9 protein-coding genes and 1 pseudogene are annotated in these 12845 nt (G+C 72.3%); all 10 read right to left on the reverse strand.

Translation table 11 applies throughout. The annotated features are described in order from the left end of the window. Positions 1-109: 109 nt before the first annotated feature. Positions 110-364 carry a preprotein translocase subunit SecG gene (secG, locus tag RF644_RS08820; protein ID WP_035923973.1) on the reverse strand — a complete coding sequence of 85 codons (255 nt, stop codon included), beginning with the start codon at positions 362-364 and terminating at the stop codon, positions 110-112. A 70-nt stretch (positions 365-434) separates the two neighbouring features. Further along, positions 435-1250, reverse strand: coding sequence for a triose-phosphate isomerase (gene tpiA / locus RF644_RS08825; RefSeq protein WP_017832804.1), 816 nt, complete (start codon positions 1248-1250; stop codon positions 435-437). 127 nt (positions 1251-1377) lie between these two features. Further along, the gene (gene pgk / locus RF644_RS08830) at positions 1378-2601 is read right to left on the reverse strand and encodes a phosphoglycerate kinase (RefSeq protein ID WP_368796248.1); all 1224 of its coding nucleotides are present in this window, start codon (positions 2599-2601) and stop codon (positions 1378-1380) included. Between the two features lie 40 nt (positions 2602-2641). Then, complete coding sequence (gap, locus tag RF644_RS08835) at positions 2642-3646, reverse strand: type I glyceraldehyde-3-phosphate dehydrogenase (protein WP_031282661.1); 1005 nt, start codon at positions 3644-3646, stop codon at positions 2642-2644. 230 nt (positions 3647-3876) lie between these two features. Further along, positions 3877-4859 (reverse strand): annotated as a pseudogene (whiA, locus tag RF644_RS08840) (DNA-binding protein WhiA). A 50-nt stretch (positions 4860-4909) separates the two neighbouring features. Beyond that, entirely contained in the window at positions 4910-5989 is a 1080-nt protein-coding gene (yvcK, locus tag RF644_RS08845) for a uridine diphosphate-N-acetylglucosamine-binding protein YvcK (protein ID WP_368796249.1), read from the reverse strand. Between the two features lie 31 nt (positions 5990-6020). Further along, positions 6021-6947, reverse strand: a complete 927-nt coding sequence (gene rapZ, locus RF644_RS08850) for an RNase adapter RapZ (RefSeq protein WP_017832809.1) — start codon at positions 6945-6947, stop codon at positions 6021-6023. A gap of 101 nt (positions 6948-7048) precedes the next feature. Further along, positions 7049-9097 carry an excinuclease ABC subunit UvrC gene (gene uvrC, locus RF644_RS08855; RefSeq protein ID WP_368796250.1) on the reverse strand — a complete coding sequence of 683 codons (2049 nt, stop codon included), beginning with the start codon at positions 9095-9097 and terminating at the stop codon, positions 7049-7051. A 12-nt stretch (positions 9098-9109) separates the two neighbouring features. Next, the gene (locus RF644_RS08860) at positions 9110-9805 is read right to left on the reverse strand and encodes an HAD hydrolase-like protein (RefSeq protein WP_244296544.1); all 696 of its coding nucleotides are present in this window, start codon (positions 9803-9805) and stop codon (positions 9110-9112) included. Further along, positions 9802-12807, reverse strand: a complete 3006-nt coding sequence (uvrA, locus tag RF644_RS08865) for an excinuclease ABC subunit UvrA (RefSeq protein WP_368796401.1) — start codon at positions 12805-12807, stop codon at positions 9802-9804. Before uvrA ends, RF644_RS08860 begins: the two co-directional genes overlap by 4 nt. Between the last annotated feature and the right edge of the window lie 38 nt (positions 12808-12845).

The following is a 12845-nucleotide window of genomic DNA, read 5'->3' on the forward strand; positions in this document are numbered from 1 at the left end:
CGTCACACGGCGACATGCGGCACCGACGCGAACGACCCCGGGTTTCCCGGCCGGCCACGGGACGTCGTGGTCGGCCGGGGAGCCCGGGGTCGTTCGGGGAGCGGTCGGCTCAGACGGCCACCTCGGCGAAGCGCATGGTCAGCGCGTAGGCCGCGATGGACAGGGCCCAGACCACGGCCGTGGTGGTGGTGAGGCGGACCAGGTTCTTCTGCGCCACGCCCGAGGTGTTGAGGGACTGGGTCATGCCGCCGCCGAACATGTCGGAGAGGCCCCCGCCCTTGCCCTTGTTGAGCAGGACGAGGAGAACGGCCAGGAGGCTCGTGAGCACGATGATCGCCAGGAGCACGTTCTGCAGAATTTCCACTGGGGCCTTCCCTCGGGGGTGTCCGTCGAGCAGCCGCGCCCGGCGGGCGCGGACGGTCAGGGGGTCGTGATCAATCGGTCACGAGGTGCTGCTCGAACCTGGCAATGCTAGCAAACTCCTCGGCGTCGAGGCTGGCGCCGCCGACGAGGACGCCGTCCACGTCCTTGCCCTTGAGGATCGAGCCGGCGTTGGCGGCCTTCGCGGAACCGCCGTAGAGGATGCGGGTCTTCGCGGCGGTCCCGTCGTCGTAGAGCCCGGCCAGCTCGGCGCGGATGGCGGCGGCCATCTCCTGGGCGTCCTCGGGACCGGCGACCTCGCCGGTGCCGATCGCCCAGACGGGCTCGTAGGCCACCACGAGCTCGGCCACCCGGTCCGCCTCGAGGCCGGCGATGGAGCCGCGCAGCTGCTCGAGCGTGAAGGCGACGTGCTCGCCGGCCTGCCGGACCTCGAGGCCCTCGCCGACGCACAGCACCGGGACCAGGCCGTGGCGGTGGGCGGCGGCGATCTTGGCGTTGCACAGCTCGTCGGACTCGCCGTGGATCGTGCGGCGCTCGGAGTGGCCCACGAGCACGTAGGTGCAGCCGAGCTTGGCCAGGAACTGGCCGGAGATGTCGCCGGTGTAGGCGCCGGAGTCCTGGTCGGAGAGGTCCTGGGCGCCGTAGACGACGCGCAGGTCGTCACCGTCCACGAGGCTCTGGACGGAGCGGAGGTCGGTGAACGGCGGGAAGACGGCCACCTCGGCGCGGGAGTAGTCGTGCTTGGCGTCGTCCAGGGTCCACGCCAGCTTCTGCAGCAGGGTGATCGCCTGGGCGTGGTCCATGTTCATCTTCCAGTTGCCGGCGATCAGCGGCGTGCGGTCGAACTGACCGTTGGTCTGCGAGGTCATGGGGACTCCTGTCCGCGGCGGGTGCGCCGCTCGTCGTGCGGTTCGGCAGTGGTGCGCTGGGCGGCGGGGGCGCCCCGGGCCGTGCAGGCCCGGTGCGCCCCCGGCGCCGTGGCGGGGAGCGTGCGGGTCAGGCGCCCAGGGCCACGACCCCGGGGAGCTCCTTGCCCTCGATGAACTCGAGGGAGGCGCCGCCGCCGGTGGAGATGTGCCCGAACTGGTCGTCGGAGAACCCGAGGTTGCGCACGGCCGAGGCGGAGTCGCCGCCGCCGATGACGCTCATCGCGTCCGAGGCCACCACGGCCTCGGCGACCGCCCGGGTGCCCCCGGCGAAGGCCTCCATCTCGAACACGCCCGCGGGGCCGTTCCAGAACACGGTCTTCGCGCCGCGGATCCGCTCGGCGAACAGCTTCGCGGACTCGGGGCCGATGTCCAGGCCGAGACCGGTGGAGCCGATCTCGCCGTCCTCGATGGCGTCGACCGGGCGCACCTCGTGCGCGGCGTCCGCGGCGAACTCCGCCGCGTAGACGATGTCCACGGGGAGGACGATCTCGGTGCCGGCCGCGGAGGCCTTCTCGAGGTAGTCCTTGACCGTCCCGATCTGGTCCTGCTCCAGGAGGGAGCCGCCCACGGAGTGCCCCTGGGCGGCGAGGAACGTGAAGACCATGCCGCCGCCGATGAGCAGCGAGTCGGCCTTGCCGATGAGGTTCTCGATCACGGCGAGCTTGTCGGAGACCTTGGACCCGCCCATGACCACCACGAAAGGGCGCTCGGGGGCGGAGACCACCTTGGTGAGCACGTCCAGCTCCCGCTTGACGAGATCGCCCAGGTAGGCCGGGAGCCGGTGGGCGATGTCGAACACGGAGGCGTGCTTGCGGTGCACCGCGCCGAAGGCGTCGTCCACGTAGGCCCCGTTCTCGCCCGTCAGGGCGGCGAGCTCGTCCGCGAAGGCGCCGCGCTCGGCGTCGTCCTTCGAGGTCTCGCGGGGGTCGAAGCGGACGTTCTCGATCACGAGCACCTCGCCGTCGGCGAGGGCCTCGGCCTTGGCCCGGGCGTCCTCCCCGACGACGTCGGAGGCGACCGCCACGGGGAAGTCGGCCAGCTCGGCCAGCTTCCGCGCGGCGGGCGCGATCGAGTACTTCGGGTCGACCTGCCCCTTGGGCCGGCCGAGGTGCGCCATCACGATGACGCGGGCCCCGGCGTCGGCCAGCTTCTTCAGGACCGGCAGGGACGCGCGGACGCGCCCGTCGTCGGTCACGGTGGAGCCGTCCAGGGGGACGTTGAGGTCGGAGCGGACCAGGACGCGGCGCCCGGCGACGCCGCCGGCGATCAGTTCGTCAAGTGCATGAGCCATGCCACTCACCCTACCCCGGCGGCGTCGCGCGGCGACGGGCTCAGAGCTGCGCGCCGACGTGGGAGACGACGTTGACGAGGCGGGAGGTGTAGCCCCACTCGTTGTCGTACCAGGCGATGACCTTGACCTGGTTGCCGATGACCTTCGTCAGCGGGGCGTCGAAGATCGTGGAGATGCTGTCGCCCTGGATGTCCGAGGAGACGATGGGGTCCTCGGTGTACTTGACGATGCCCTTCATGGGGCCCTCGGCGGCCTCCTTCATGGCGGCGTTGACCGACTCGACGGTGACCTCCTTCTGGGCGTCGAAGGTGAGGTCCACGACGGAGCCGGTGGGCACCGGCACGCGCACGGCGAAACCGTCCAGCTTGCCCTTGAGCTCGGGCAGCACGAGTCCCACGGCGGCGGCGGCGCCGGTGGTGGTGGGCACCATGTTGAGGGCGGCGGCGCGGGCGCGGCGCAGGTCGCTGTGCGGGCCGTCCTGCAGGTTCTGGTCCGCGGTGTAGGCGTGGATGGTGGTCATCAGACCCCGCTCGATACCGAACGCGTCGTTGAGGACCTTCGCCATGGGCGCGAGGCAGTTCGTGGTGCAGGAGGCCGCGGAGACGATGTTCATCGACGCGGCGTCGTAGGTGTCGAGGTTGACGCCGGGCACGAACGTGCCGTCGATCTCCTTGCCGGGGGCGGACAGGACGACCTTCTTGGCGCCGCCGTCCAGGTGGGCCTTGGCCTTGGAGCCGTTGGTGAAGCGGCCGGTCGACTCGACGACGACGTCCACGCCGAGCTCGCCCCAGGGCAGCTTGGCGGGGTCGGGCTCGGCGAGGAACTTGACCTCGTGGCCGTCGACGCTCATGGTGTCGCCGTTGAGCGTCACCTCGCCGGGGAACCGGCCCATGATGGAGTCGTACTTGAAGAGGTGGACCAGGGCCTCCGGGTCCGTGAGGTCGTTCACGGCCACGACCTCGATGTTCTCGCCCTGCTCGCGCGCCGCGCGGAGGAAGTTGCGTCCGATGCGTCCGAAACCGTTGATGCCCACTCGAATGGTCACTGGGTACTCCTGTGTTGGTCGGGGTCTGGATCGTTGAACCAGGTCCCATTCTACGTGGTTATCCCTGGGATGTCTTGGGGTCGTGCAAGATTCACCCGGTATTCATCGCCAAACCCACACAAAACCACATCGGGGGATGCGGACCCTCGGAAACCCACGCGGGACCAAAGCCCACTCCCGGCGCGGCCCCGGAGTGGCCGCGCCGGCGCAGCGGCGCCGGAGCGCCCCGCTCAGGAGGGCAGGGCCTCCGCGGCGACACCGGCGTCGGTGCCCGGGAGGTTCAGCTCCTCCGCCCGGCGGTCCGCCATGGCCAGCAGCCGGCGGATCCGGCCCGCCACGGCGTCCTTGGTCAGCGGGGGGTCGGCGAGCCGGCCCAGCTCGTCGAGGCTGGCCTGCTTGTTGGACAGCCGCAGCTCCCCCGCCTGCCGCAGGTGCTCCGGGACCTCGTCGCCGAGGATCTCCAGGGCGCGCTCCACCCGGGCGCCGGCGGCCACTGCGGCCTGCGCGGAGCGGCGGAGGTTGGCGTCGTCGAAGTTGGCGAGGCGGTTGGCCGTGGCGCGCACCTCCTTGCGCATCCGCCGGTCCTCCCACTGGAGGAGCGTCTGGTGGGCGCCCATCCGGGTGAGCAGCGCGGCGATCGCGTCCCCGTCCCGCACGACCACCCGGTCCACGCCGCGCACCTCGCGGGCCTTCGCGAGGACGCCGAGCCGGCGGGCCGCACCCACGAGCGCGAGGGCGGCCTCCGGGCCGGGGCAGGTGAACTCCATCGCGGCGGAGCGGCCGGGCTCCGTGAGGGAGCCGTGGGCCAGGAAGGCCCCGCGCAGCACCGCGCCTCGGCGTCGGCCACGGCCCCGTTGACCACGGCGGGCGGGAGCCCGCGCACGGGGCGCCCGCGCGAGTCGAGCAGTCCCGTCTGGCGGGCGAGGGCCTCGCCGTCCTCGACGACGCGCACCACGTAGGAGCTCCCGCGCCGCAGTCCCCCGCCGGAGACGACCACGATCTCGCTGTCGTGGCCGAAGACCTCATGGACGGCGCGCCGCACCCGGCGCGCGGTCGCGCCGAGGTCCACCTCCGCCTCGACGACGATGCGTCCCGAGACGATGTGGAGCCCGCCCGCGAAGCGCAGCAGGGCGGAGAGCTCGGCGCGGCGCTCCGAGGACCTCTTGATCTCGAGGCGGGACAGTTCTTCCTTCACCGATGACGTCAGGGCCACGCGGTTCCTTTCCTGGGGATGCTGGGGTGTGTGGGGGTGGGGCGGCAGGCTCAGCGGTGGCGCTCGAAGATCTCCTGGTAGGCGGCCGCGAGCCGGAGCGTGTTGTGCACGGCGGTGCCGGGGTGCGCCCGGACGTCGGCGTAGAAGACCTCGGCGCCCAGGCCGCGGGCGACCTCCTCGAGGTCGGCCCCGTCCTCGGTGGCCGAGGGGTCGGCGAGGACCACGTCCAGGGTCAGCTCGGGGCAGTAGTCGTGCAGGACCCGCAGGTGGTCGGCGGCGGTCTTGCCGCGCGTCTCGGTGTCCGGCGAGAGGTTCAGGGTGACGCAGCGGCGCGCCGGCGAGCCGCAGATCGCCTGCCGCAGCTCGGGCAGCAGCAGGTGCGGCAGCACGGAGGTGTGCCACGAGCCCGGCCCCATGATCACCCAGTCGGCGAGCCCGACCGCCTCGACCGCCTGCGGGCAGGCCGGGGCATCCGGGGGCACGAGCCGCACGTTGCAGACGTCGGCCTGCTTCGCCAGGACCGCCTGCCCGGTGATCGTGCGGACCGTGCCGGCCTCGCCCGCACAGCCGCTCGCGCTCCCGCCGGACGGGGCGCCGGGGACGTCGCCGGCGATGACCAGCGGCTGCGTGGACATCGGCAGCACCCGGCCGCGGGCGCCCAGCAGGGCGCCCGCCCACTCGAGCCCCGCCACCGGGTCCCCCAGCAGCTCCCACAGCGTGACGATGAGCAGGTTGCCCAGGGCGTGGTTGTCGAGGGTCGTGGGACGGCCCTCCGAGGAGCTGAACCGGTGCTGCATGACGTCGCGCCACGTCCGGCCCCACTCGGAGTCGTCGCACAGCGCGGCGAGCGCCATCCGCAGGTCCCCCGGGGGCAGGACCCCGAGCTCGTCGCGCAGCCGGCCGGAGGAGCCGCCGTCGTCGGCCACCGTCACGACCGCCGTGAGCACCGGGGTGATCCGGCGCAGCGCGGCGAGGTTCGCCGAGAGCCCGTGCCCGCCGCCGAGGGCGACCACGGAGGGGCTGGCGCCGCCGGGCCGCCGGGCGGAGGGGTCCGGCGAGTGGTGGGGGTCGGCATCGGCGCCGCTGCTGAGGGGCAGCCGGGGGAACGCGCCGGTGGGAGGAAGGGTCATCGGGGGTCCCATCGCGGTGAGGGCGAGCCGGTCACTCCCGGCCCATGTCCCGGTGCTGGATGTTGACCGTCACGAGCGGCAGCTTGGCGAGCCTGCGGGCCACCTCCTCGCTCACGGCCACGGAGCGGTGCTTCCCGCCCGTGCAGCCGATCGCGATGGTGGCGTAGTGCTTGTTCTCCGTACGGTATCCCGCGAAGACGGGTTCGAGCATGGCGACGAACCGGTCCACGAACTGCCGGGGGCCGTCGTCCTGGAAGACGTAGTCCCGGACCTCGTCGTCCTTGCCGGTGCGGGGGCGCAGCGACGGGACCCAGTGCGGGTTGGGGATGAACCGGACGTCGGCCACGTAGTTGGCGTCCGCGGGGACCCCGTACTTGAAGCCGAAGCTGAGCACGGTCAGGCGCAGGACCACCGGCCCGTTCGTGGAGAACAGGTCGGCCACGGCCCGGGACAGGGCGTGCACGTTGAACCCGGAGGTGTCCAGGACCACGTCGGCCGACTCCCGCAGGTCCGTCAGCAGGGCGCGCTCGGCGCGGATCCCGTCGAGGATCCGCCCGCCGGCCTGCAGCGGGTGGGGCCGGCGCTGGTGCTCGTAGCGGGAGACCAGGACCTCGTCGGCGGCGTCCAGGAAGAGCACCGAGAAGTCGACGTCGGACGCCTCGAGGGCGGCCAGCGTCTCCTTCATGTCGCTGAACAGGGCCTTGCCGCGCACGTCGATGACGACCGCCAGCTTGGGCAGGGCCTGCGGGGTCCGGGAGACGAGGTCGGCGAGGGTGTGCAGCATCTGCGGCGGCAGGTTGTCGACCACGTACCAGCCGAGGTCCTCGAGGGCGTTCGCGGCCGTGCTGCGCCCGGCCCCGGACATGCCCGTCACGACGAGCAGCTCCGAGCTGGTCGGTTTCGCGTGGTCGGTCCCGTCCGCCGTCCCGACGTCCGCTCCGGCGGTGTGCTCGCTCATGTCCGCTCCGTCTCCCGTCGTGGTGGCCTGCGCCCGGTGGTCCCGCCCCAGCCTAACGAAGTCGGCGGGGCCCCGCCGTGACCCCGGCGGCGCGCCCGGGCTCAGGACAGCACCTCCCCGGTGGTCATGTTGACCGCCGGGGCGGTGGTGTCGTCGGAGGCCTGCAGCGCGGCGGCCACCTTCTCGGCGAGGGTCCGCCCGAAACCGGGGACCTGCTCCAGCTCCTCGACCCGGGCCGCCCGGAGCTTCTTGACGGAGCCGAAGTGCTTGAGCAGGGCCTTCTGCTTGGCGGGGCCCACCCCGGGCAGCTCGTCGAGCACGGAGACCGTCATGGCGGAGGAGCGCTTCTTGCGGTGGAAGGTGATGGCGAAGCGGTGGGCCTCGTCGCGGATCCGCTGGAGGAGGTAGAGGCCCTGGCTCGCGCGCGGCAGGATCACGGGGAACTCGTCGTCCGGCACCCACACCTCCTCGAGCCGCTTGGCCAGGCCGACCACGTGGACGTCGTCGATCCCGAGCTCGCGCAGCGCCCGGGCGGCGGCGGCGACCTGCGGGGGCCCGCCGTCGACCACCACCAGGCTGGGCGGATACGCGAACCGCGCCCGCTCGGGGGCCTCGGCCCCGGCGTCCACCTGCCCGGTGCGCGGCCCGGCGGCCTCCCGCTCGGCCTGCTCCTCGAGGTGGCGGCGGAAGCGCCGGGAGATGACGTCGTGCATGGACGCGGTGTCGTCCCGGGCGGCCTCACCGGTGACCGAGAACTTCCGGTAGTCCGACTTCTTGGGCAGCCCGTCCTCGAAGACGACCATGGAGGCGACGACGTTGGTCCCCTGCACGTGCGAGATGTCGTAGCACTCGATGCGCATCAGCGGCACGGGGATGTCGAGGGCCTCCTGCAGCTCCTGCAGGGACGCGGAGCGGGTCGTGATGTCGCCCGCGCGCCGGGACTTGTGCAGCTTCAGCGCCTGCCGGGCGTTCTCCTGCACCGTCTCCATGAGGTACGCCTTCTCCCCGCGCTGCGGCACGGCGATCGTCACGCGCGATCCGCGCAGCCCCGAGAGCCACTCCTCGAGCCGGTCGGTGCTGTCGGCGGGCTCGGAGAGCAGCACGGTGCGCGGGATGGCGTCCTCCCGGTAGGCGAGCTCCGCGGAGGGCCGGTGCTTCGATCCGCCCGAGGACGGAGGCGCGGCGGCGTGGGCGCTCTCGGCGGCGTCCGCGGCGGTGTCGCCGTAGACCTGCTCGAGCAGCTGCTCCAGCAGGCGTCCGCCGTCGGCCTCCTCGACCTTCTCGGTGACCCAGCCGCGCTGGCCGCGGATCCGGCCGCCCCGGACGTGGAAGACCTGGACGGCGGCCTCCAGCTCGTCCTCGGCGAGCGCGAAGAAGTCGGCGTCGGTGCTGTCGGAGAGCACGACGGCGTTGCGCTCGAAGGCCTTCTCCAGGGCGGCGATGTCGTCCCGGCGCGCGGCCGCGGTCTCGAAGTCCATGGCCGCGGCGGCCTCCTGCATCTGCCGCTGCAGCTCCTTGATGAACGGGGTCGCGTGCCCGGCCATGAACCGGCACAGGTCCTCCGCGAGGGCGTAGTGGTCCTCCTCGGAGATCCGCCCCACGCACGGGGCGGAGCACTTGTCGATGTAGCCCAGCAGGCACGGGCGCCCGGACTGCTCGGCGCGCCGGTAGACGCCCTTCGAGCAGGTGCGCACGGGGAACACCCGCAGCAGGGCGTCGAGGGTCTCGCGGATCGCCCAGGCCTGGGAGTAGGGGCCGAAGTAGCGGTTGCCCTTCTTCTTCTCCCCCCGGACCACCTGGGCCCGCGGCACGGACTCGGCCATCGTGACGGCGAGGTAGGGGTAGGACTTGTCGTCCCGGTAGGCGATGTTGAACCGGGGCTTGAACTCCTTGATCCACGTGTACTCGAGCTGCAGGGACTCCAGCTCGCTGCCCACCACGGTCCACTCGACCCCGGCCGCGGTGGTGACCATGGCGCGGGTCTTGGGGCTCAGGGCGTGCGGGGGCGCGAAGTAGGAGCTCAGCCGGTTGCGCAGGTTCTTGGCCTTGCCCACGTAGACCACGCGCCCGTACTCGTCGCGGAAGCGGTAGACGCCCGGGGCGGTCGGGATGTCCTGGCGGGCGGGGCGGTAGCTCTCCGGATCGGCCACGGTCCGGTCCCCTCAGCTGCCGGTCGGGGCCGGGGCGGTGTACCGGGCCAGGAGCTCCCCGAGCTCGGCGGCGTCCCGGGCCACGGCGGCGAAGCCGGTCCCCAGCTCGTCCTCGTCGGCGAAGCCCCAGGCGACGCCCAGGCAGTCGATCCCGTGGGCGAGCGCGCCCTCGGCGTCGTAGCGGCGGTCCCCGATCATCACCGTGCGCGCGGGGTCCGGGGCGGTCACACCGAGCCGGCGCAGGGCCTCGGCGATGATCGCGGGCTTGTCGTGGGCCAGTCCGTCGCGCGGGGCGGCCGCGGCGTCGTCGGCGGCCCCCGAGACGGTCTCGAACCACCGGGAGAGCCCGAACCGCTCGACGGCGAGCACGGCGGTGGGCTCGGGCTTCTGGGTGGCCACGGCCATCCGCACGCCGGCCCCGTGCAGGCGCTCCAGGAGCTCCTCCACCCCCGGGTAGATCCGGGTCTGCGCGAGCCCCTCGGTGCGGTACCGGGCCCGGTAGGTGGCGACCACCGCCGGGATGTCCTCCTCCGGGACGTCGGTGAAGGTCCGCAGGGAGAAGCCCACGGGCGGGCCCACGAACCGGCGCAGGTCCTCGGGCACGGCGTGGCCGTGCTCGGCCAGGGCCCGGGCGATGCCGCCGGTGATCGCCCCGGCGGGGTCCAGGAGGGTGCCGTCGAGGTCCCAGAGCACCACGGGGGCGGTCATCGGGCGGCCCCCGCCGGCACGGGGCGCTCGGCGAGCACCTCGGCCAGGAACCGGCCGGTGTGGCTGTTCGTGTTCCGGGCCACCTGCTCGGGGGTGCCCTCGGCCACGACCTGCCCGCCGCCGGAGCCGCCGTCCGGGCCGAGGTCCACGATCCAGTCGGCGGACTTGATGACGTCCAGGTTGTGCTCGATGGTCATCACGGTGTTGCCCTTGTCCACGAGCCCCTGCAGCACGAGCAGCAGCTTGCGGATGTCCTCGAAGTGCAGGCCGGTGGTGGGCTCGTCCAGCACGTAGATGGAGCGGCCGTTGGAGCGCTTCTGCAGCTCCGCGCCGAGCTTCACGCGCTGGGCCTCACCGCCGGACAGGGTCGTGGCGGGCTGGCCCAGCCGGACGTAGCCGAGGCCGACGTCCACGAGGGTGTTGAGGTGCCGGGCGATCGGGCCGAACGCCTTGAAGAACTCGGCCGCCTCCTCGATGGGCATCGCCAGGACCTCGGCGATCGTCTTGCCCTTGTAGTGCACCTCGAGGGTCTCCCGGTTGTACCGGTCCCCCTTGCACACCTCGCAGGGGACGTAGACGTCCGGCAGGAAGTTCATCTCGATCTTGATCGTGCCGTCGCCCGAGCACGCCTCGCAGCGCCCGCCCTTGACGTTGAAGGAGAACCGGCCGGCCTGGTAGCCGCGCACCTTCGCCTCCGGGGTCTCGGCGAAGAGCTTGCGGATGTGGTCGAACACGCCCGTGTACGTGGCGGGGTTGGAGCGCGGGGTCCGCCCGATCGGGCTCTGGTCCACGTGCACCACCTTGTCGAGCTGGTCCACGCCGTCGATCCGCTTGTGCCGGCCGGGGACCTGCTTGGCCCCGTTGAGCTTGTTGGCCAGCGCCGTGTAGAGGATGTCGTTGACCAGGGTGGACTTCCCGGACCCGGACACCCCGGTCACCGCGGTCAGCACCCCGAGCGGGAAGGAGACGTCGATGCCGCGCAGGTTGTTCTCCCGCGCGCCCACGACCTTGAGCATCCGCTTGCGGTCGATCGCCCGGCGCTGCGCCGGCACGCGGATGGCCCGGCGGCCGGAGAGGTAGTCGGCCGTGATGGACTCCTCGTTGGCGAGCAGCTCCGCGTAGGTCCCGGAGTGCACCACGCGCCCGCCGCGCTCGCCGGCGCCGGGGCCGACGTCCACGATCCAGTCGGCCTCGCGGATGGTGTCCTCGTCGTGCTCGACGACGATCAGGGTGTTGCCCATGTCCCGCAGCTTGGTGAGGGTCCCGATGAGCCGGCGGTTGTCCCGCTGGTGCAGGCCGATCGAGGGCTCGTCCAGGACGTAGAGCACGCCCACGAGCCCGGCCCCGATCTGGGTGGCCAGGCGGATGCGCTGGGCCTCGCCGCCGGACAGCGTCGCGGCGGCGCGCTCCAGGTTGAGGTAGTCCAGGCCCACGTCCACGAGGAACGTCAGGCGCGCCTGGATCTCCTTGAGCACCTGCTCGCCGATCTTCGTCTCGCGGGTGCTGAGCTCCAGGTCCCGGAAGAACGCGTGGGCGTCCCGCATGGGCATGCGGGTGGTCTCGGCGATGTTCTTCCCGCCCACGGTCACGGCGAGCATGGTCGGGTTCAGCCGGGCGCCGTCGCAGGCCGGGCAGGCCACCTGGCGCATGTACTGCTCGTAGCGGTCCTTGGCGTTGTCCGACTCCGTCTCCGCGTGCTTGCGCTTGATGTAGCCGATCACGCCCTCGAAGCCCTGGGTGTAGCGGCGCTCCCGGCCGAACCGGTTCCGGTAGGCCACGGTGACCTGGTAGTCCTTGCCCTCGAGGATCGCCTTGCGCGCCTTGGCGGGCAGCTTGCCCCACGGGGTGACCAGGTCGAAGCCGAGCTCCTGGCCCAGGCCGGCGAGCAGGCGGTTCCAGTACTCGCTCGTGGCCTTGCCGAGCGACCACGGGGCGATCGCGCCCTCCACGAGGGAGAGGTCCGGGTTGGGGACCACGAGCTCCTCGTCGACCTCGAGCCGCGAGCCGATGCCGTCGCACTCCGGGCACGCGCCGAACGGGGCGTTGAAGGAGAAGGAGCGGGGCTCGATCTCGTCGGCCTGCAGGGGGTGCTCGTTGGGGCAGGCGAGGTTCTCGGAGAACGGGCGGCGCAGCTCCAGCGGGTGGGCGATCTCCTCGTCCGAGCGGGGCACGAGCTCGACGACGACGCGCCCCTCGGCGAGGCCCAGTGCCGTCTCGACGGAGTCGGTCAGGCGCTGGCGGATGCCCTCCTTGACCACGAGCCGGTCCACCACCACCTCGATGGTGTGCTTGTACTGCTTCTTGAGCTTGGGCGGGTCCGAGAGCTGGACCGTCTCGCCGTCCACGGTGGCGCGGGAGAAGCCCTTCGCGGACAGCTCCTGGAAGAGGTCCACGAACTCGCCCTTGCGCTCGCGCACCACGGGCGCGAGCACCTGGAAGCGGGTCGTCTCCGGCATCTCGAGGAGCTGGTCCACGATCTGCTGCGGGGTCTGCTTCTTGATCGCCTCGCCGCACTCGGGGCAGTGCGGGTGGCCGACACGCGCCCACAGCAGGCGCATGTAGTCGTAGATCTCGGTGATCGTGCCCACGGTGGAGCGCGGGTTGCGGGAGGTGGACTTCTGGTCGATGGACACCGCCGGGGACAGGCCCTCGATGAAGTCGACGTCCGGCTTGTCCACCCGGCCCAGGAACATCCGGGCGTAGGAGGACAGGGACTCGACGTAGCGGCGCTGGCCCTCGGCGAAGATCGTGTCGAAGGCCAGCGACGACTTCCCGGAGCCGGAGAGCCCCGTGAACACGACCATGGCGTCCCGCGGCACGGTCAGCGAGACGTTGTCGAGGTTGTGCTCGCGCGCGCCCTGCACCACGATCTCGGTGAGGTCGGACCGGCGGGCGGTCCGGGCGCCGGCGGCGGTCACCGGCCCGTCGAGGGCTTCGGAGGGCTCGGTCGACGGGTTCAGGACCAGGGTGGACGTGGGGATCGGCTCAGACACGCCCTCCACTCTAGTACCGGGCCCGGACATCGGGGCCGGGTCCGTGG

Source organism: Kocuria sp. CPCC 205258 (genome assembly GCF_040981005.1).
Lineage (GTDB): Bacteria > Actinomycetota > Actinomycetes > Actinomycetales > Micrococcaceae > Kocuria > Kocuria rosea.